The organism is Sphingobium sp. Z007 (assembly GCF_900013425.1).
Lineage (GTDB): Bacteria > Pseudomonadota > Alphaproteobacteria > Sphingomonadales > Sphingomonadaceae > Sphingobium.
This window is the reverse complement of sequence record NZ_FBXK01000005.1, coordinates 2,891,470-2,911,691: the sequence shown is the minus strand read 5'-3', so window position 1 is coordinate 2,911,691 and position 20,222 is coordinate 2,891,470. Positions and strand designations below refer to the sequence as shown.

The following is a 20,222-nucleotide window of genomic DNA, read 5'->3' as shown; positions in this document are numbered from 1 at the left end:
TAGCCCGTTGCCCGGCATGTATAACGAAAATCGATCGATATCCATAACAACAATCAGGATTGACTGTTTGTATGGCAAAGACCTAAGCGGGGGGCAAGTGCAGAGGATCTGCACATCCAGGGAGGATAGGATGCGGAAAGCAATATTGTTGGCGGGCGCAAGCCTGATCGGGGTGGTCCAGCCGGTCCAGGCGCAAACCGCCCAACCCAGCGAAGGCGTCGCCGAAATCGTCGTCACCGCCCAGCGCCGGGCCGAACGGCTGCAGGATGTCCCCGTCAGCGTGACCGCGCTTGGCGGCGATACGCTCAAGTCCCGCAACCTCAATGACCTTACCCAGGTCGCGCTCGCCGCCCCCAGCCTGCAGGTTGGCAGCGACAATAGTTTCGCGATCCGGGGCGTGGGCACCCAGGCCTTTGCCACGACGATCGATTCGAGCGTCGCAACCGCGCTGGACGACGTCAATCTGGGCCGTCCGTTCCTGACCCAGGGGTTGTTCAACGATGTCGAACGCGTCGAGGTGCTCAACGGACCGCAGGGGCTGTTGTTCGGCAAGAATGCGTCGGCCGGCCTGCTCAACGTCGTATCGACCCGCCCAAAGATCGGCACGTTCGCCAGCGAGACGAACATCGAACTGAACAATCGCGACACGCCGGGTAGCAGCGATGCGTCATGGTCCGCCATCGCACGCCAGACGGTCAATATCCCGATCGGCGACACCGGCGCGCTGCGCGTCAACGGCACCTATTCGATCGAAGAACCCGGCACCCATTTTGTCGGCGCCAGCGGCGTGCGTAACGATCTGGATCGCAAACAATATGGCATCCGCGCCAAATATCTGCAGGAGATCACGCCCGCACTGGAACTCTATGTGATCGGTGAATATGCCGAATCCCATGGTGTTGCCGGTATTTACGATCGCACCTATCGGCAGCTGGGCGCAGGCAGCGTCAATGCCGGTCCCCTGGCCGCTTCGGGCATCGTCGCAGGCGACCGTAACTTCGCCGTTGCAGGCGATGGCGGTTTCTGGCGCGACCTGAAACTGGGCGGGGCGCAGGCCGCGCTGACCTATACGGCCGACAGCGGGCTGGTCGTCAGCAACATCGCCGCGTGGAAATTCTATAATTTCGATTCGCAGCTAGATGTCGATTTCACCAACAGCAATGGCGCGAACATCAATCGGTCCAATGCCGATTACGACCAGTTTTCCAACGAACTGCGCGTCGCCCTGCCCGCGGACAATCGGCTGTCCGGCCAGGCCGGCCTCTATTATTTCCATTCCACCATCAAGCAGAGCAGCCAGATTGCGGGCAATAACTACCTGCCCGATTTCCTGCTGCCTACCTTCCCCTTTTGCGTCGGCGCGACCGCCGTGCCTGGTGCCTTCCCCCCCACCTGTTCGACCAGCAACAGCTATTTTCTGGGGCGCGACAATGTCTATAGCATGAAGACCGACAGCTATGCCGCCTTTGGCCAGCTGACATTTGCCGTCACCGACCAGTTCAAGCTGTTCGCTGGCGGTCGCGTAACGCGCGACGAAATCAGCATCGACCTGGACCAGAATCGGGGCGCTTATTTCGTCACCCTGGGCGTGCCCGGCGCCATATCGGAAAGTTTCGGCAACACCGACTTCAGCTGGCGCGCCGGCGGCCAGTATCAGGTGACCCGCGACGCCATGATCTACGGCTCCTACGGCCGTGGTTACAAGGGGCCAGGCTTCAACGATACCGGTGCGACCGCCAATGCGCCGTTGGTGGTGAAACCGGAAAAGTCGAACACCGCTGAAATCGGGTTCAAGACGAGCTGGTTCAATCGCCGCCTGATAGTCAATGCGTCCGCCTTCCACACCAAGTTCGACAATTATCAGACCCAGTCGCTCGACACCCAGCTGCAAAGTTTCATCGTCCAGAACGCGGCGTCGGTGACGAGCAAGGGCATCGAACTGACCGTGAACGCCAACCCGCTGCGCGGGCTGTCGATCAACGGGTCGGCGACGTTCCTCAATTCCAAGTTCGACGATTTTGCCGGCGCAGAATGTTATCCTGGTCAGGCGACACCCAGCTGCGCGACCACGGGATCGTTCAACGCGCGCGGCCGCCGCACGCCCACAGCGCCAAAATTCACGTCATCCGTGCAGGCGATGTATGAAGTGCAGACGTCAGGGACGGTTCATCCCTTCATCGAGGGTAACTGGTATCATCGCACGGCGATCAATTATCTGATCAACGGCGCGCCCGGCGCCACCGTACCGACGCTGGACCTGATCGGGGCCAGCGCGGGCGTGCGATTGGACAACGGGATGCGGCTTTCCATCTTCTGCAAAAATTGCACGAACGAATATAATCCCAATTTCATCGGACTGGACGCGGGCGACGCTATCGCGGGCGTAGCCTCCTATCAGCAGCAATTCGGGTTCGATTCCGTGCGCACGATCGGCGCCAACATCCAGTTCCGGTTCTAAAGGATGGACCCGATGCTTTCCATGTCCCGTCGCACAATGATCCACCTGGCTGGCGGCAGCCTGGCTGCTACGCTGGCGGGACCGGGGCTGGCGGGACCGGGGCTGGCCGCCCGGCGCAAGCTCCGCCCCGACTTTCTGTGGGGCGCAGCGACCGCAGGGCATCAGGTGGAGGGCGGCAACGTCAATAGCGACAGCTGGGTTATGGAGCATCTCCAGCCCAACGCCTTCGCTGCGCCTTCGGGCGATGCTTGCGACAGCTATCATCGCTGGCGGGAGGATATGGCGCTGGTCAAGCAGATGGGGCTCAACTGCTATCGGTTCGGCATCGAATGGTCGCGGATCGAGCCTGCGCCCGGCGAATTTTCGATCGCCGCGCTCGATCATTATCGGCGCATGGTGGATGGCTGCGCGGAACTGGGTATCAAGCCCTTTATCACCTATTCGCACTTCACCGTGCCGCGCTGGTTCGCGGCGAAGGGCGGATGGGAAGAAACCGCCAATATCGACCATTTCCTGCGTTTTTGCGAGCGCGCGGCCAAGGCGCTGGGCACCAATTACAGCCATGGCCTGACATTCAACGAACCCAATCTGGCGGCGCAACTGTCCTGGCAACCCGGCTTCCGCGCGACGATGCCCTATTTCGCGCAGGGCAATGCCGCCGCGGCCAAGGCGGTGGGCAGCGATCGCTTCTCCTCCACGCCCGTCTTCGATGCTGCGCGTGCCGCCCCGATCCAGGCCGAAGCGCATCGTCGCGCGATAGAAGCGATCAAGGCGGTGCGACCGGACCTGCAACTTGGCCTCAGCCTGGCCGTTGCCGACGAGCAGGCCGGGCCTGATCCAAGCGGCCTTCAGCGCAAGATCGCCCATGTCTATACCCCCTGGTTCGAGGCGGTGGCGAAGGATGATTTCGTCGGCGTCCAGACCTATGGCCGGGCCGTCGTCGGCAAGGAAATGGACCTGCCACCACCACAGGGCGTGGAATTGACCCAGGCCGATACGGAATTCTACCCGCAGGCGCTCGAAGCGACCGTCCGCTGGGTCGCAAAGGCGACGGGTCGCCCAGTGATCGTCTCGGAAAATGGCGTGGCGACCACCGACGATAGTCGCCGCGTCGCCTTCATCGACGGCAGCCTTGCCGGCTTGGGTCGAGCCATCAAGGATGGTGTCGATGTGCGGGGCTATATCCACTGGTCGCTGCTCGACAATTTCGAATGGAACCGCGCCTATACCGCGCAATTCGGGCTGGTCGCGGTCGATCGGACGACCTTCCGCCGCACCATGAAGCCGAGCGGCTTGCATCTGGGCCGTTACGCGCGCGCCAACAGTCTCTAGCCCGCGCGCTCCACTTCCTTTCGTCTTGCCAAGGACTGCCCCATGCCCGCTCTCGATCGTCGCTCCTTCCTGGCCACCGGCGCCGTCGTGGGATGGGGGGCGCCGCACGCCATCGCCGCCGACAGGGCGACGTCTGCGGCGGTCACTGGCCTGCGCACCGCGATGCGTGACGCGCCGATCGGAATTGGCGACCGGCAGCCGGCGCTGTCCTGGCGCATCGAGGGCGGAGACGGGGCGATGCAGGCGGCCTATCGCGTGCTGGTCGCCTCCAGCGCCGCGATACTGGCGCAGGATCGCGGCGACCTGTGGGATAGCGGGCGGACACAAAGCGCCGATTGCACCGGTATTCTCTACGCCGGATCGCCACTGCGTTCGGGCCAGACCTGTCATTGGAAGGTCCAGATATGGGATCAGGCCGGCACGCCCTGCTGGAGCGCGCCCGCCACCTGGGACATGGGCCTGCTGGAGCCGGGCGACTGGTTGGGCGACTGGCTGGCGGTCGAGGACGCGACCGAACGCGACGATCGCGTCGCAGGCGCGCCATGGGTCGGCGGCGCAGCCCCCTCGCCTGCCGCGCCGCGGTCGTTTCGCCTCGCTTTTCACAGCGACACTGTCGATGCGCTGCTGACGATCCACGGCGATGGCGTGATGTCGCGGCTGATGCTGGATGGCGCGCCGATCGCCTTGCCGACACGCGATCCCAACGCCTTTGGCGGCGCACCCGCGACGCGCGTGCCGCTGCGGCTCAGCGCGGGCGACCATGTTCTGCGCGTCGATATGGCGCCGACACCGGGTTTTTTCGTCAAACCCTTCGTGTCGCTTGCCGCGCAGATCCGCTTTAACGGAGCGGCGGGCGCAACCAGGCGGATCACCACCGGCTGGGAAACCCGACTGGGGGACGAGGGCGATTGGGTGCCCGCCAAACCGCTCGATAAGCAGCCGGTCTTTCCATGGCCGCCCACGCCCGCCCGGCTGCTTCGACGCGCCTTTGCCAGCAGGGGCGCCGTCACCCGCGCACGCATCTATGTCGCGGCCCTGGGCGGCTATCGGCTGTGGCTCAACGGCCGCCGGGTCGACGAAGACGAATTGCAGGGCGAACCGGCCAATTACGCTGCCCACATCCCCTATCGCGTGCATGATGTCACGTCGCTGGTGCAGGATGGCGACAATGTCGTCGGGGCGATGGTGGGCGACGGCTATTATGCCAGCTATCAGGCGCCCAACGGCCGCTATGCCTTTGGCGAAGCGCCGCGCCGCCTGCGACTGATGCTGGAAATCACCCGACCTGACGGCCGGGTCGAGCATATCACGACCGATGGCGACTGGCGCCATAGCCGCGCGCCCGTGCTGATGTCCGAAATCTATGCCGGCGAGGATCAGGATCTGCGCCTGTGGCCGACAGGCTGGAACCAGCCGGGCTTCGACGATGGTCGCTGGGATCGCGCTTGGCATGCCCCCGCGCCGACCGCACCCTGCGTCGCGGCACTCGCAGACCCTGTCCGCGCGACCAGATCATTGGCCCCGCTATCCGTTCGCAGGGTAGGCAAGTCGCGCCATATCGTCGATTTCGGCCAGAATTTCGCTGGCCGCGTCCGATTGCGGGTCAAGGGCGAAGCCGGGCAGCTGGTCCGTGTCCGACATGCCGAAATCCTGTCCGCTAAGGGCGAACTGGACCGTAGCAACCTGCGCGCCGCGCGCGCCGAGGATCGTTACCAGCTCAGCGGCACGGCCGACGTTGAAACGCTCGAACCGGTATTCAGCTATCAGGGCTTTCGCTATGCAGAGGTGGATGGCGTCGCCGTCCTGACGAACGACATGATCGCGGGCATCCAGCTTTCCAGCGCGATGCCGGAAACCGGCATGTTCCAAATCGACGCGCCGACCGTGCAGAAACTGTGGCTCAACACGCTATGGAGCCAGCGCTCCAACTTCATGGGCATCCCCACCGATTGCCCCCAGCGCGACGAGCGGTTGGGCTGGACCGGGGACGCGCAGATATTCTGGGACGCGGCGAGCTTCAATATGGATGTCGGCGCCTTCACCCGGTCCTACAGCCGCATCCTGCGCGCGGCGCAGGGCGCGAACGGCGCCTATCCGCTCTGGGCGCCCTCGCCGGAGGGGCTGGGCTGGGGCACAGACAGCGCCACGCCGGGGTGGGCCGATGCCGGTGTGATGCTGCCCTATACCGCCTATCTTCACAGCGGCGACCGCATGGTGGTCGATGAGAATTGGGACGCGATGACGGCCTATGTCGGCGGCATAGTGGCGGCCAATCCCGACGGGCTGTGGAACAAGGGGCGTGGCGCGGACCTGGGCGACTGGCTGGCGCTCGATGCGAAATCACCGATGGACGAAACCACGCCCAAGGCGTTGATCGGTACGGCCATGCTCGCGCGGTCGCTGGATCAGCTGGCGCAGATGGCCGCATGGACCGGTCGCACCGCCGACGCCGCCCGATGGCGCACGCAACACGGCCACGTGCGTGCCGCCTTCGCCAAAGCCTTCATCAAGGCGGACGGCACCGTCGGCAATGGCAGCCATTGCAGCTATATCCTGGCATTGCGCCTGGGTCTCGTCCCCGACACCTTGCGCGCCGGGGCGGGCGCTTTGCTCGCGGCGGACATCCGCCGGCGCGGCACCTTGCTGTCGACCGGCTTCCTTGGCACGCCCCTGGCGCTGGACGCGCTGGCCGATGTCGGCGAAACCGGGCTTGCCTGGGATCTGCTGCTGCGCACCGATTTCCCCTCCTGGGGCTATATGGTCAAGCGTGGGGCCACGACGATCTGGGAGAGATGGAACGGCGATACCGGCGACGTGGCGATGAACTCGTTCAACCATTATGCGCTCGGCGCCGTCTGCGGATTTCTCTACCGCCGTGTCGCCGGCATCGATCCGATCGAACCGGGCTTTGCGAAATTCCGCGTCGCGCCGGTGCTCGACAGTCGCATCGCCCGGTTCGGCGCCCGCGTGGACAGCGTCAGGGGTCGGATCGAGACGCAATGGTCCTATCGAGACGGGCGCGCGCAACTGGCATTGACCGTTCCACCCAATTCTTCCGCGGAAGTTCTCTTTGCCCAGGATCGCCGAACGGTCGGTCCCGGCAAGCACAGGCTCAGCTTCTGAGAATAGCGTTCCCGGTTTATCAAACGACAAGCGGACCATCCCGCCAATCGTGCTCATCCATCAGGGACGCGCGCGCGCGGCGTTCGACTTTTAAGATCTGATTTTCCGTGATTTCGAACGGGCTTGCAGCCGAGGAGGAACAAAAATGACGACATACAGACTTGGAGCTTTGCTACTGACACTTGCGATGGTCGGAAGCAAAGCCGGATTGGCGGCGCAGCCCGCCACCATGCCCCCGGCAGTGTCTGCGGTGGCGCCGAGCGAACCTGATGCTCTTCCCCTCGATTCCGCGCGCGGCAAGGCATCGTCGGAAGTCTGGGCCAAGATCATGGGCAATTATGTCGTCAGGAACGTGACGCAGCCGACGATCACGCCGGTGCTGCCCGACCCTGCCAAAGCCAACGGCAAGGCGATCATCGTGGTGCCGGGCGGCGCCTTCATGATGCTGTCCCTGGGATGGGAGGGCTGGAATGTCGCAAAGACTCTTGCCGATCACGGCTATGCCGCGTTCGTGCTCAAATATCGGCTGCTGCCTACCCCCAAAGCGGAGCGTGAGGCTGGCCCCTATATCCTTGCGAAAATGAACGCCGGCCTTTTGGGCGAGGGCAAGATGCCGACGCTCCAGAACCAGGACGCGACCCAGGACGGTCTGGCCGCCCTGCGCTTCGTGCGCGCCCATGCGCGCGACTATCATATCGATCCCAAGAAAGTCGGCATGCTCGGCTTTTCCGCCGGTGCGATGCTGTCCCTGAATACGGTGCTCTCCGCACCGCCGGGCGAGGGGCCTGACTATCTCGCTTATGTCTATGGGCCCCAGGCCGCTATCGACGTGCCGGCCGATGCGCCGCCGATGTTCGCTGCGATCGCCTTTGACGACCCTCTCTTTCCGACGGGGGGATTTCCGCTGACCCAGGCTTGGCATCGCGCGGGCAAGGCGGTTGAACTGCACGCCTATCAGTCGGGCGGTCATGGTTTCGGTATGGGATTTCAGGGTTCGACGACATCACTCATCATGACCGAACTCCTCGCCTGGCTCGACATGCAGGACCGGCCAGCACCCGCACCCGCGCCTTAAGGCGCAGTGTTGATCAGGACCGTCTCCACACCATGCCAGTCGATAATCCCCTTTTTGCCGCAAAAGGCCTTCACCCAGCATTTCACGCTGCGTGTCCCGGTGTGCGTCGTAGATTTCCAGCGCGAAACTGTCCGGTCGACCTTTGACGGTGCGCCTCACCGTCGCTGTCGGGCGCCTGTCGGCAAAAGCGGCGCGCGCTACCGAAAGATTGATACCGCCGTCGAACCATGACCAACCCGGTATCGAGAGACACAGCTCGATGATTGGCTGAGACAGCAACGGCATGATCGTCGCCGGCAGGTCGGGGGGGCGATGCCGTTCGATGTGATTGTGGAAGCCCAGCAGCGACGCCTTTCTCATTCTATGCGCTCCCCGTCGTCCTCACAACGATCAGTGAAACGAGATGAGCGATCAGTTTATGGCTTTTTCGCTTTGTGACAATTGCATGACGGTCATGTGGGATTGCCAACCGTGCATGCTGATGCGTCTGCACACATCTGGGCCGAAGGCTCGATACATAGGTGGTCGATTTGAGGTTGGTCCACCGCCAGCTAACCTCGGATCGCAGCACATCCGCTTCGCGCCATGGCATGAGTTGCCGACACGATCACGGCCAGCCAGCCGCTGACCAAAGCCGGCTGTAGTTACAAATTCGGTGGAGACAATGTGGAGACAACGACCAATTGAAGGAGTTCTGTTTCCAACTTTTCAATCACATCATGCCCCAGAAACCATTGATTTTTCGATGATTTCTGGAGCGGGCGAAGGGATTCGAACCCTCGACCCCAACCTTGGCAAGGTTGTGCTCTACCCCTGAGCTACGCCCGCTCTGGCGGCCGGAGGATGTGTCCCTCTCGGCGGGTGGCGGGGAACTAGCAGCGCTTGCCGGAAGGGGCAAGGGGAGAATTGCACAAAAATGAAATTCTCCCCAACTGGCCAAAAGGTTCTTTTTTTTCAATGCTTTAGATGCAGACGGATTATGCTGTTGCCGGGCGGGCCAATCATCCGCCGTGCGAATCGCCTGTTGGCGGGTGGCGAAAAGGGTGGCTTGGCGCGCGCCATCCTTCTGCTAGAATGGGCCAATAAGTTTCTTGACGCGGCGGGATCATTTGCGCCCGCCCTTCGTAGTGACCAGCAACCAACAGGGAGACCAGCCATGTCGTCCGATCATTTGACGCGCCGCGGCCTGTTGCAGGGCAGCGCGGCCCTCGCCGCCGCCAGCCCCGTGGTGGCGCAGGCCGCTGCCGCCGCGGCACCCAAGCGCAACGGAGAAAGCGCCATGATGCCCGTCGAACTCACCGTCAACGGGCGCGAGGTGCATTTGCAGCTCGACCCCCGCACCAGCCTGCTCGACACGTTGCGCGAGCATCTGCATCTGACCGGCACCAAGAAAGGGTGCGACCATGGCCAGTGCGGCGCCTGCACCGTGATCGTGGAAGGGCGGCGGATCAACAGCTGCCTGACGCTGGCCGTAATGCATGATGGCGAAAGCGTCACGACGATCGAGGGCTTGGGCACGCCCGACAAGCTGCACCCGATGCAGAAGGCGTTCATCGTCCACGACGGCTATCAGTGCGGCTATTGCACCCCGGGGCAGATTTGCTCTGCGGTCGCGGTGCTGGACGAGATCAAGGCCGGCATCCCTAGCCATGCGACGGCGGAACTGGACGATGTGTCGTTGAGCGACGCGGAACTGCGCGAGCGGATGAGCGGCAATATCTGCCGCTGCGCCGCCTATCCCAACATCATCGCCGCGATGCGCGACGTAGCCGGGGAGAAAATGGCATGAAGGCCTTCACCTATGAGCGCGCGACCAGCGTGCAGGCCGCAGCGAAAGCGGCCGGCTCGGTTCAAGGCGCGCGGTTTATCGCCGGCGGCACCAACCTGCTCGACCTGATGAAGCTGCAGATCGAGACGCCGACGCACCTGATCGACGTCAACCATCTGGGTCTGGACCGGATCGAAAAGACCGACGGTGGCGGGCTGCGCATCGGGGCGCTTGTGCGCAATACCGACCTGGCGGCCGACAAGAGCGTGCGGCGCGATTATGCGGTGCTCAGCCGCGCGCTGCTGGCCGGCGCATCGGGCCAGTTGCGCAACAAGGCGACGACCGGCGGCAACCTGTTGCAACGCACCCGTTGCACCTATTTCTACGACACCCGCATGCCCTGCAACAAACGCCAGCCGGGCAGCGGTTGTGGCGCGCTGCAGGGGATAAGCCGCAGCCTGGCGATATTGGGCGTGAGCGACGCCTGCATCGCCCAGCATCCCAGCGACATGGCGGTGGCGATGCGTCTGCTGGATGCGCAGGTCGACACGATGGGCGCGGACGGCGCGGCGCGGGCGATCCCGATCGCGGACTTCCACCTGCTGCCCGGCGACACGCCGCATAAGGAGACCGTCCTGAAGCCCGGCGAGATCATCACGTCGGTTACCCTGCCCAAGCCGATCGGCGGCACCCATGTCTATCGCAAGGTCCGCGATCGCGCCTCCTACGCCTTCGCGCTGGTGTCGGTCGCGGCCGTGTTCGGCAAGGACGGAACGGCGCGCTTCGCCTTTGGCGGGATAGGCGCCAAACCGTGGCGCGTAGAAGCGGCTGACGCTGCGGCCAAAAACGGCGCCAAGGCGGTGGCCGAAGCGGCTTTGGCCGGCGCACGCACCACCCATCATAACGACTTCAAGAAGACACTGGTCGAACGGACGCTCGCGTCCCTTTATCGCCAGCGGGAGGCACGGGCATGAAGTTCGACACGCCAGCAGGCATCAACCCGATCGACAAGGGCCGGGTGATCGGCATTCCCCACGACCGCATCGATGGCGCGGCCAAGGTGACGGGCAGCGCCCCCTATGCCTATGAGCGGCACGATGCCGCGCCCAACGCCGTCTATGGTTGGATCGTCGGGTCCGCCATCGCCAAAGGGCGGATCGCGGCGATGGACCTGCGCGCGGCGGAGGCTGCGCCGGGCGTGCTGGGCATTGTCACCCACGCTAATGCCGGCAAGCTGGGCAAGGGCAGCATGAACACCGCGCCGCTGCTGGGCGGGCCGCAGGTGGACCATTATGAGCAGGCGGTGGCGCTGGTCATCGCCGACACGTTTGAAAATGCGCGTGATGCCGCCAAGCTGGTGCGGATCGATTATACGCCGGAGGACGGCAAATATGATCTGGCGGCGGAAAGCCTGAAGGGCGTGATGCCGCCCGACAGTTTCGGCAGCCCGGCCGACACTAAGGTGGGCGATTTCGACGGCGGCTTCGCCAAGGCGGCGGTGAAAATCGACCAGCGCTACAGCACGCCGGACCAGAGCCATGCGATGATGGAGCCGCACGCCACGACCGCCGCCTGGAATGGCGACAAGCTGACGCTGTGGACATCGAACCAGATGATCGCCTGGGGCGTAGGCGAAGTCGCCAAGACGCTCGGCATCCCCAAGGAGAATGTTCGGCTGGTATCGCCCTATATCGGCGGCGGTTTCGGATCAAAGCTGTTCCTGCGCGCCGACGCGGTGCTGGCGGCGCTGGGCGCGAAGCAGGTGGGGCGGCCGGTCAAGGTCGCCCTCGCCCGGCACCAGATCCCCAATAACACAACGCACAGGCCTGCGACGATCCAGCGCATCCGCATCGGCGCGGACAAGGACGGGGTGATCGACGCCATCGGCCATGAAGTCTGGTCGGGCGACCTGCCCGGCGGCGCGCCCGAAACCGCGGCGGCGCAGACGCGGCTGCTCTATCGTGGCCCCAACCGGATGACGGCCCACCGGCTGGTCACGCTGAACCTGCCCGAAGGCAATGCGATGCGCGCGCCGGGCGAGGCCGTGGGCCTGCTGGCGCTGGAAGTCGCGATGGACGAACTGGCGGAGGCTTGCGGCGTCGATCCGGTTGAACTGCGCATCCGCAACGATGTGCAATATGATCCCGAAGCCGGGCCGCAGCGCCCCTATTCCAGCCGCAAGCTGGTGGAGTGCCTGCGCGCCGGATCGGAACGCTTCGGCTGGAACAAGCGCAAGGCAAAGCCCGGACAGGTGCGCGACGGGCGGTGGCTGGTCGGCATGGGCATGGCGGTCGCGTTCCGCAACAATATGGCCAGCAAGTCCGGCGCGCGGATCGGCGTGGATGCGCAGGGCAAGGTGATCGTCGAAACCGACATGACCGACATCGGCACCGGCAGCTACACGATCATCGGCCAGACCGCGGCCGAAATGCTGGGCGTCGGTCTGGATCAGGTGATCGTGCGTCTGGGCGACAGCCGCTTTCCCGCATCCGCCGGGTCGGGCGGGCAATGGGGCGCGAACAGCTCGACCGCGGGCGTCTATGCCGCGGCGATGGCGTTGCGCGCGAAGCTGGCGCAGAAAGCTGGCTATCCCGCCGATCAGGCGCAGTTCGAGGACGGTCTGGTCCGCCACGACAATAAGTCCCAGACATTGGCTACGCTGGCTGGGCGCGAAGGCGTCTGGGCCGAAGACAGCATGGACTATGGCGATCTGGGCAAACGCTATGCCCAGGCGACCTTCGGCGCGCATTTCTGCGAAGTGGGCGTCGATATCGACACGGCCGAAGTCCGCGTGCGCCGCATGGGCGGCGCTTTTGCGGCCGGACGCATCCTGAACCCCAAATCGGCGCGCAGCCAGGTGATCGGTGCGATGACCATGGGCGTGGGTGCGGCGCTGATGGAATCGCTGGACGTCGATACCCGCTTCGGCTTCTTCGTCAATCACGACATGGCAGAATATGCGGTTCCGGTGCATGCTGACATTCCACAGCAGGACGTTCTGTTCATCGATGAACTGGACGATAAAAGCTCGCCGATGAAGGCCAAGGGCGTAGGCGAACTGGGTATCTGCGGCGCGGGTGCGGCGGTGGCCAATGCGATCTACAACGCCACCGGCCTGCGTTTGCGCGATTATCCGCTGACGATCGACAAGCTGCTGAAAGCGCAGGCGGCATGAGGACATCTTCCCGCCGTCCCTTCAAAGACGGCGGGGCGTGGACAAAGCGCGGATTTTGCGCTCTCATAAGCTGTTGATAATACAAGGAAATAGGGCACATCGCGTTCAAGCCGACTGCGTGCGTCAGAAATAATCCTTGTTTAGCAATATGTTACGTTGCGTGATATACACAGCAATTGTCTCAGTCGCTGTCTCGGCCTGCAACTCCCCGCCCCCTTTCCGTTTGCAAAAGCGAAGGAAAATAGGGAGAGCGGCGTCGAGGGGATCGCCATGAAGACTGTCATATTGCCCGCCATCTTGCTGTCCATACCGACGCTGGCTCTGGCACAGGCCCCCGGTGAGGCGCCGGGCGAAGCGTCACAGATCATCGTCACCGGCGCGGGTCTGGACCTGCCGCCCGGCACGTCGGCCTATGGGTCGGTGGTGATCGACCGGCAGCGGCTGATGGACAGCGCATCGGGGCGGATCGAAAGCGTGCTGGGCGACGTCGCGGGATTCCAGCAGTTCCGCCGGTCGGACAGCCGATCGTCCAATCCCTCCAACCAGGGCGCGACCCTGCGTGCGCTGGGCGGCAATGCGTCGAGCCGGACCTTGGTGCTGCTCGATGGCGTACCGATCGCCGATCCGTTTTTCGGCTATATCCCGTTCAGCGCCCTGGTCCCTGAGCGGCTGTCCGTCGTGCGCGTCACCCGCGGCGGCGGCATCGGCGCGTTCGGTGCAGGCGCGGTCGCCGGGACGATCGAACTGGCCAGCGCAACGCGCGCGCAACTGCCCAATTTTTCCGCCAGCGCCTTTTACGGCAGCCGCGATTCGACCGAAGTCTCCGCGGGACTGACCCAGGATCTGGGCGGCGGTTATGTGTCGCTGTCGGGCCGCTGGGACCGGGGCGACGGTTTCCAGACCACGCCCAGGGACCAGCGCGTCGGTGCCACCGTGCCGGCCGCCTATGATGGCTGGTCCACCAACCTGCGCGCGGTCGCGCCGATCTCCGCCACGTCGGAACTGCAATTCCGCGCGACCCTGTTCGAAGACAACCGCACGCTGCGCTTCGCGGGGGCGGACAGCATGAGCCAGGGGCAGGACGCCAGCATCCGCTATACCGATCGCGGGCCGTGGCAGGTCGATGCGCTGGCCTATATCCAGGCGCGCAATTTCTCGAACATCGTCATCTCGTCCTCAACCTTCCGCAAGTCGCTGGACCAGCGCAACACGCCGTCCACCGGGATCGGCGGCAAGCTCGAAATCCGGCCGCCGGTCGGCCCGGACCATGTGCTGCGGCTGGGGGTCGATACCCGTTTCGCCACCGGCGACATGTATGAGGATGCATTCAACGCCAATATCGCGGCCAATCCCCGCACCTTCCTGCGCCATGCGGGCGGCGATCAGTGGACGTCGGGGGCGTTCGTGGAGGATGACTGGACCCCGGAAGGTTTTGGGGGTCGGCTGGTGCTGACCGGCGGCGTGCGGGGCGATCGCTGGGCGATCCGCAACGGCTTCTACCGGGAGGTCAATGCGACCACCAGCGCCGCGACGGGCAGCGCCTTTGCCGATCGTTCGGACTGGGAACTGTCCGGCCGGATCGGCGCGCTGTATCGCGCCAGCGACGCCTTGGCGCTGCGGGCGGCGGCCTATAGCGGCTTCCGCCTGCCGACGCTCAATGAACTCTACCGGCCGTTCGTGGTCTTCCCGATCAGGACCGAGGCCAATGCCGCACTGCGCCCGGAAAAGCTGAAGGGCGTTGAGGCCGGCATCGACCTGACGCCGGTAGCTGGCGTCACCCTGTCCGCCACCGCCTTCTACAACCGGCTGGACGACGCCATCGCCAATGTCACGATCGCGACCAATGTGCGACAGCGCCAGAATGTCGATCGCATTGTCGCCAAGGGCGTCGAACTGACCGCGGCGGCGGCGCTGGGGGATTTCCGCCTGTCGGCTTCCTACGCCTATATCAACAGCACGGTCCATGCGCCGGGCACAGCGTTTGACGGCCTCACCCCCGCACAAAGCCCGCGCCATGCCGCCAGCGCCACGGTCGCCTACAGCCCGGCCTCCGGCCCGTCGCTGTCCACCACGCTGCGCTATGTCGCCAGACAATATGAGGACGATCTGCAAAGCGATGTCCTGCCCGATGCGCTGACGCTGGACGCGGTCGCGCGCTTGCCGGTCGGCCATGGCGTCAGTCTGGTCGCACGGGGCGAAAATCTGTTCGACGAGACGGTGGTGACGCGCAATGCCGGCGGATCGATGGACCTGGGCACGCCGCGGACGCTATGGATCGGCGTCAGTTTCGGGGGCTGACCCGATTCAGGCGCTGCTCCTGACGGCTTGGCTGCTGGCGAATCTGATCGCCTTCTCCCTGTTTGGCATGGACAAGCGGCGCGCGCGGCGGGGGCTGCGCCGCTTGCCTGAACGCACGCTGCTGCTGTGGGCGATGGCGGGCGGATCGGCGGGCGCGCTGGCCGGTCGGCGGCTGTTTCGTCACAAGACGCGCAAACAGCCCTTCTCGACCTTGCTGTGGCTAATCGTCGCGGCGCAGGCGATCGCGGCGGCCGCCTGGGCGTTATTGTGATGTTTCAAATGTCGGGGGGAAAATGGTGCTGCTGGGGAGGATTGAACTCCCGACCTCGTCATTACCAATGACGCGCTCTACCACTGAGCTACAGCAGCACTGTATTCGTCACCTTGGCGCTGTTCGTGCTTCGGAGGCCGGGCCTATGGCCGCCCTCCGGTCCGATGTCAAGGCGGGTTGCGGCCGACGGCGCATTTTGCTTAAGCCGGTTTCATGGCTGAAACACCGGACGAGAAAAAGACACGGCTGGCGCAGGCGCTGCGCGACAATCTGCGCCGACGCAAGGCCCAGACGCGGGAGGCTTCGCGGGAGGAGGCGACGCCGCCCCCTCCCGCCGAAGAAACCAAGGACTGACGCTTAGAGCGGCGCGCAGGCGGCCTTGAGCCAGGCGAGCGCATCACCCTCCAACTGCGGGCCGACCACATCCAGCACCGCGCCGTGATAGGCGTCGACCCAGGCGTGTTCTTCGCCGCTGAGCAGTTCTGTCGCGATGAGGGCTCGGTCGATGGGGGCGAAGGTTAGCGTCTCGAAACCGAGCATGTCCTTTTCCGCGCCGGGGACTGCGCGTTCCTCCACCAGCACCAGATTTTCGATACGGATGCCGTACTCGCCGGTCTTGTAATAGCCTGGCTCGTTGGAGAGGATCATGCCCGCCACCAGCGGCTCATCGCCGCCGCCGAAAGTGGCGATGCGCTGCGGCCCTTCATGCACCGACAGGAAGCTGCCGACGCCATGGCCGGTGCCATGGGCATAATCCAGCCCCTCCGCCCAGAGATATTGGCGCGCGAGGACATCGAGCTGGCCGCCGCGCGTGCCCTTCGGGAAAATGGCGCGGGCGAGTGCGATATGGCCCTTGAGGACCAAGGTGAAGCGGCGGCGCATTTCGCCTGTCGGCGTGCCGATCGCCAGGGTGCGGGTGACGTCGGTGGTGCCGTCGCGATACTGGCCACCCGAATCGACCAGATAAAGCGTGCCGTTCTCGATCGGGCGATTGGTCTTTTCTTCGGCGCGGTAATGGACGACAGCGCCATTCGGCCCCGCGCCACTGATCGTATCGAAGGACAGGTCTTCCAGCAGGCCGGTATCCTTGCGGAACGCCTCCAGCCGGTCGGAGGCGGAGAGTTCAGTGAGGCCGCCCTTGGGCGCTTCGACCGAGACCCAATGCAGGAAGCGGCTGAGGGCCGCGCCATCGCGGGCCTGCGCCGCCTTGTGTCCGGCGATTTCGGTAGCGTTCTTGATCGCCTTGGCCAGCACGGCGGGGTCGCGCAGCGACAGGACCGTCGCGCCGCCCTGGTCCAGCCCGGTGAAGATCGCGGCGACCGCCCGTTCGGGATCGGCGATCACGGTCTTGCCGGCGAAATCTTCCAACGCGGCGGCGAAGGTCGCGCCGTCATGCACGCGCACCGCATTGCCCAGATACTGGGCGACAGCCTCGTCCATCTTTTCCGGCGCGACATACAGGTCCGCGGTCGCATCGGCATGGACGATGGCATAGGCGAGCGCGACCGGCGTGCGCTCCACATCCTTGCCGCGGATGTTGAAGGTCCAGGCGATCGAATCGAGCGCCGACAGCACCACGGCGTCGGCCTTTTTCTCCGTCAGCCAGTCGGCCATGGCGGCGCGCTTTTCCGCAGCCGACTGGCCGGCAAAGCGATCGTCATGCACGACCAGCTTGGCGTCGCTGCGCGCCGGGCGATCGGGCCAGATGGCATCGACCGGGTTGGTGTCCACCGCCACCAGTTCCGCGCCCTTCTCAGCCAGCGCTTGCGTCGCTTGGCTCACCCAGGCGCGGGTATGAAGCCAGGGGTCGTAGCCGATCCGCGCGCCCTGCCCCGCATGATCCTTCAGCCAGGCCGCGATCGAGGTCTGCGGCACGCTTTCATATTGCCAATGGGCGCCGTCCACCTGCTCACGCACCTGCAGCGTGTAGCGGCCATCGACAAAGATCGCGGCTTCCTCCGGCAGCACCACGGCGCTGCCTGCCGATCCCTGGAATCCGGTCAGCCAGGCGAGCCGCTGCGCATAGGCGCCGACATATTCGCTCATATGCTCGTCGGTCAGCGGCACCACGAAACCATCCAGCTTTTGACGCACCAGTTGCGCGCGCAGGCCCTTCAGGCGGTCTTCATAACTGGACATCACTATTCCCTTGGATCATGTCGGGCCTCTTGCGTCGGCCATAATGGCGACAACATAGAGGGGCGAGCGCGCTTATTCCAGCGCATGACCCCGTCTGGACCATGGATAGTTAATGACCGATCACATGCAGCCCCCTTCCCTACCCCCCGTCGCCGAGCGCCGTGCACATAGTTTCACGCATCATGGCGTCACGGTGGACGACCCCTACGCATGGCTGCGCGACCCCAATTATCCCGATGTTCAGGACAAAGATATCCTGGCCTATCTGGAGGCGGAAAACGCCTGGTTCGACGGGGCGATGGCGCCGCACAAGCCTTTGCTCGACACGCTGTTCCAGGAAATGAAGGGGCGGATCAAGGAAGACGACCAGTCGGTGCCGCAGAAGGATGGCGACTATATCTATTGGCGCGCGTTCGAAACCGGCGCGCAATATCGCAAATGGTATCGGAAGCCGGTGGCCGGGGGTGAGGACCAGCTAATCCTGGACGAACCGGCGCTGGCGGAAGGGCATGAATATTTTCGGCTGGGCGCGATGTCGGTCAGCCCGGATGGTCGCTATCTGGCCTATGCGATCGACATTAACGGGTCGGAGCGGTTCGAGGCGCGGATCAAGGATCTGTTTTCCGGCGAGATATTGCCAGAGGTCATTGCCGACACGCTGTCGTCGCTGGTGTGGACGGCGGACAGCAAGGGGCTGCTCTATGGTCTGGCCAACGAAAATTGGCGGACCGATAATGCGCGGCTGCACTGGCTGGGTCAGGATGTGGCGAGCGACGTCGAGCTGTTTCATGAGGATGATGAGGGGTTCCGCGTCTCGATCGGCCTTACATCCTCGGAAAAGTGGATCGTCATCGCGACCGGCGACCATGTGACGAGCGAAGCCTGGCTGATCCCGTCGGACGACCCCACCGCCAAGCCTTTACTGGTCGCGGCGCGCAAGCCCGGCCGCGAATATGATGTCGATGAGCATGAGGGCACGCTCTACATCAGGACCAATGACGTCCACCCCAATTTCCGGCTGGTCAAGGCGACGCTGGATGCGCCCGACCAGTGGGACGAAGTGATCGCGCCCGACGATCATTTCTACCTGACCGACTTCACGCTGTTCAAGGCCTTCTACGTCACCGAGGGGCGGCAGGACGGGTTGGACCAGATCGAGTTGCGCGATTATGCGACGCATAGCGCCAAACGTATCCCCTTCCCCGAAGCCAGCTATTCCGCATCGCTGGACGACAATCCAGAATATGACGTGACGAAGCTGCGCATCGGCTATGAATCGATGGTCACGCCCGACACCATCTATGATTATGACTTGGCGACCGGGGTGCTGGACGTGCTCAAGATGCAGGAAATCCCGTCGGGCTATGACGCCAGCCGCTACGCCACCGAGCGGCTGATGATCACGGCGCGCGACGGGACGCAGGTGCCGGTGTCGATCGTCTATCCCGCCGACCTGCCCCGCGACGGCAGCGCGCCGCTGCATCTCTATGGCTATGGCGCCTATGGGCTGGCGATGGAGCCGGGCTTTTCCACCAGCCGGCTTTCGCTGCTGGATCGCGGTTTCGCCTTTGCTCTGGCGCATATTCGCGGCGGGGATGACCTGGGCCAGCAATGGTATCTGGACGGAAAGCTCGACAAGCGGGTCAATACGTTCAACGATTTCGTGGACGTGGCGAAGGGGCTGATCGAATTGGGCTATACGTCCAAGGGCAAGATCAGCATTTCCGGCGGGTCGGCCGGCGGCGAGTTGATGGGCGCGGTCGTCAATAGCGATCCCGACCTTTGGGGCGCGGTGGTGGCGCATGTGCCGTTCGTCGATGTGCTCAACACCATGTTGGACGAGACGTTGCCGCTGACGCCGGGGGAATGGCCCGAATGGGGTAATCCGATCGAGGATGAGGCCGCGTTCCACACGATCCAGAGCTATGATCCCTATAGCCATGTCAGCGCACAGGCCTATCCGCCGATGATGGTGACGGCGGGGCTGAACGATCCGCGCGTCACCTATTGGGAGCCGGCCAAATGGGTGGCGAAGCTGCGCGCGACTAAGACCGACGATAATATCCTGCTGCTCAAGACCAATATGGGCGCGGGCCATGGCGGCAAATCGGGGCGGTTCGAGAGCCTGCATGAGACGGCGGAGGAGTTCGCTTTCATCCTGTGGCAGATGGGCGTGGCGGGATAATGGCCGCATCCTTCGTCAAGCAGATCACCGCATTACCCGAGCATATCGATGTGCTGGGCCATGTGAACAATGCGGTGTGGGTCCAGTGGATGGAGCAGGTATCGGTCGAGCATTGGGAGCGGGACGCCGATCCCGCCCATGTCGACGCCTATATCTGGGTCGTGACGCGGCATGAGATCGACTATCGCGGCAATGTGACGGAGGGGGAGACCGTGACTGCGCGCACCTGGATCCCGGAGCCGCCGCGCGGGGCGCGGTTCGACCGGCTGATCGAATTTACCGGGCCGGACGGCAAGGTGAAGGTCTCCGCCAAATCCACTTGGGCCATCATCGACAAGGCGACGGGGCGTATCTTGCGCGTGCCCGCAGAGGTGGCCGCAAACTTCGTGGATTAAGCC

General features: G+C 64.1%; 14 protein-coding genes and 2 tRNA genes. 12 read left to right on the top strand and 4 right to left on the bottom strand.

Translation table 11 applies throughout. The features are described from left to right. Positions 1 to 130: 130 nt before the first annotated feature. From CEQ44_RS22015 to CEQ44_RS22000, 4 genes are all read left to right on the top strand, one after another. Complete coding sequence (locus tag CEQ44_RS22015) at positions 131 to 2,458, top strand: TonB-dependent receptor (protein ID WP_088184208.1); 2,328 nt, start codon at positions 131 to 133, stop codon at positions 2,456 to 2,458. 36 nt (positions 2,459 to 2,494) lie between these two features. Continuing rightward, positions 2,495 to 3,790: a glycoside hydrolase family 1 protein gene (locus tag CEQ44_RS22010; RefSeq protein WP_088184209.1), complete on the top strand. Its 1,296-nt coding sequence runs from the start codon at positions 2,495 to 2,497 to the stop codon at positions 3,788 to 3,790. Between the two features lie 42 nt (positions 3,791 to 3,832). Further along, positions 3,833 to 6,913, top strand: coding sequence for an alpha-L-rhamnosidase (locus CEQ44_RS22005; protein ID WP_088184210.1), 3,081 nt, complete (start codon positions 3,833 to 3,835; stop codon positions 6,911 to 6,913). A 145-nt stretch (positions 6,914 to 7,058) separates the two neighbouring features. Continuing rightward, on the top strand, positions 7,059 to 7,988 hold the full coding sequence (locus CEQ44_RS22000; RefSeq protein WP_256960054.1) for an alpha/beta hydrolase: 930 nt from the start codon (positions 7,059 to 7,061) through the stop codon (positions 7,986 to 7,988). On the opposite strand, the gene CEQ44_RS24140 is transcribed toward CEQ44_RS22000, so the two are convergent. Both CEQ44_RS24140 and CEQ44_RS21995 read right to left on the bottom strand, forming a co-directional pair. After that, positions 7,917 to 8,348 carry an asparagine synthase-related protein gene (locus tag CEQ44_RS24140; RefSeq protein ID WP_140419342.1) on the bottom strand — a complete coding sequence of 144 codons (432 nt, stop codon included), beginning with the start codon at positions 8,346 to 8,348 and terminating at the stop codon, positions 7,917 to 7,919. The two genes, CEQ44_RS22000 and CEQ44_RS24140, sit on opposite strands and share 72 nt — an antisense overlap. Before the next feature lie 393 nt (positions 8,349 to 8,741). After that, positions 8,742 to 8,816 (bottom strand) — tRNA-Gly (locus tag CEQ44_RS21995). Positions 8,817 to 9,144: 328 nt separating this feature from the next. Here CEQ44_RS21995 and paoA point away from each other — a divergent pair. From paoA to CEQ44_RS21970, 5 genes are all read left to right on the top strand, one after another. Beyond that, entirely contained in the window at positions 9,145 to 9,777 is a 633-nt protein-coding gene (gene paoA / locus CEQ44_RS21990) for an aldehyde dehydrogenase iron-sulfur subunit PaoA (RefSeq protein WP_088184243.1), read from the top strand. Continuing rightward, the gene (locus CEQ44_RS21985; RefSeq protein ID WP_088184212.1) at positions 9,774 to 10,730 is read left to right on the top strand and encodes a xanthine dehydrogenase family protein subunit M; all 957 of its coding nucleotides are present in this window, start codon (positions 9,774 to 9,776) and stop codon (positions 10,728 to 10,730) included. The genes paoA and CEQ44_RS21985 overlap by 4 nt, the downstream gene beginning before the upstream one ends. Beyond that, positions 10,727 to 12,931 (top strand): aldehyde oxidoreductase molybdenum-binding subunit PaoC, encoded by a 2,205-nt coding sequence (paoC, locus tag CEQ44_RS21980; RefSeq protein WP_088184213.1) that lies wholly within the window; start codon positions 10,727 to 10,729, stop codon positions 12,929 to 12,931. The genes CEQ44_RS21985 and paoC overlap by 4 nt, the downstream gene beginning before the upstream one ends. Positions 12,932 to 13,201: 270 nt before the next feature. Further along, positions 13,202 to 15,229, top strand: coding sequence for a TonB-dependent siderophore receptor (locus CEQ44_RS21975; protein ID WP_088184214.1), 2,028 nt, complete (start codon positions 13,202 to 13,204; stop codon positions 15,227 to 15,229). 4 nt (positions 15,230 to 15,233) lie between these two features. Next, positions 15,234 to 15,500 carry a DUF1294 domain-containing protein gene (locus CEQ44_RS21970; RefSeq protein WP_306424894.1) on the top strand — a complete coding sequence of 89 codons (267 nt, stop codon included), beginning with the start codon at positions 15,234 to 15,236 and terminating at the stop codon, positions 15,498 to 15,500. Between the two features lie 23 nt (positions 15,501 to 15,523). Here CEQ44_RS21970 and CEQ44_RS21965 read toward each other — a convergent pair. Continuing rightward, positions 15,524 to 15,598 (bottom strand) — tRNA-Thr (locus CEQ44_RS21965). A 115-nt stretch (positions 15,599 to 15,713) separates the two neighbouring features. Between CEQ44_RS21965 and CEQ44_RS24610 the strand changes: the two genes are divergently transcribed. After that, a complete protein-coding gene (locus tag CEQ44_RS24610; RefSeq protein ID WP_176400317.1) occupies positions 15,714 to 15,854 on the top strand; it encodes a hypothetical protein in 141 nt (46 codons plus the stop codon). A gap of 3 nt (positions 15,855 to 15,857) precedes the next feature. Here the strand turns inward: CEQ44_RS24610 and CEQ44_RS21960 are convergent, their stop codons facing one another. Further along, positions 15,858 to 17,639, bottom strand: a complete 1,782-nt coding sequence (locus tag CEQ44_RS21960) for an aminopeptidase P family protein (protein WP_088184216.1) — start codon at positions 17,637 to 17,639, stop codon at positions 15,858 to 15,860. Positions 17,640 to 17,751: 112 nt separating this feature from the next. On the opposite strand from CEQ44_RS21960, the gene CEQ44_RS21955 reads away from it, so the two are divergent. Together CEQ44_RS21955 and CEQ44_RS21950 are read left to right on the top strand one after the other, a co-directional pair. Further along, positions 17,752 to 19,824, top strand: a complete 2,073-nt coding sequence (locus CEQ44_RS21955; protein ID WP_088184217.1) for a S9 family peptidase — start codon at positions 17,752 to 17,754, stop codon at positions 19,822 to 19,824. Further along, positions 19,824 to 20,219, top strand: coding sequence for a thioesterase family protein (locus CEQ44_RS21950; protein ID WP_088184218.1), 396 nt, complete (start codon positions 19,824 to 19,826; stop codon positions 20,217 to 20,219). The genes CEQ44_RS21955 and CEQ44_RS21950 overlap by 1 nt, the downstream gene beginning before the upstream one ends. The last annotated feature ends 3 nt before the right edge of the window (positions 20,220 to 20,222 follow it).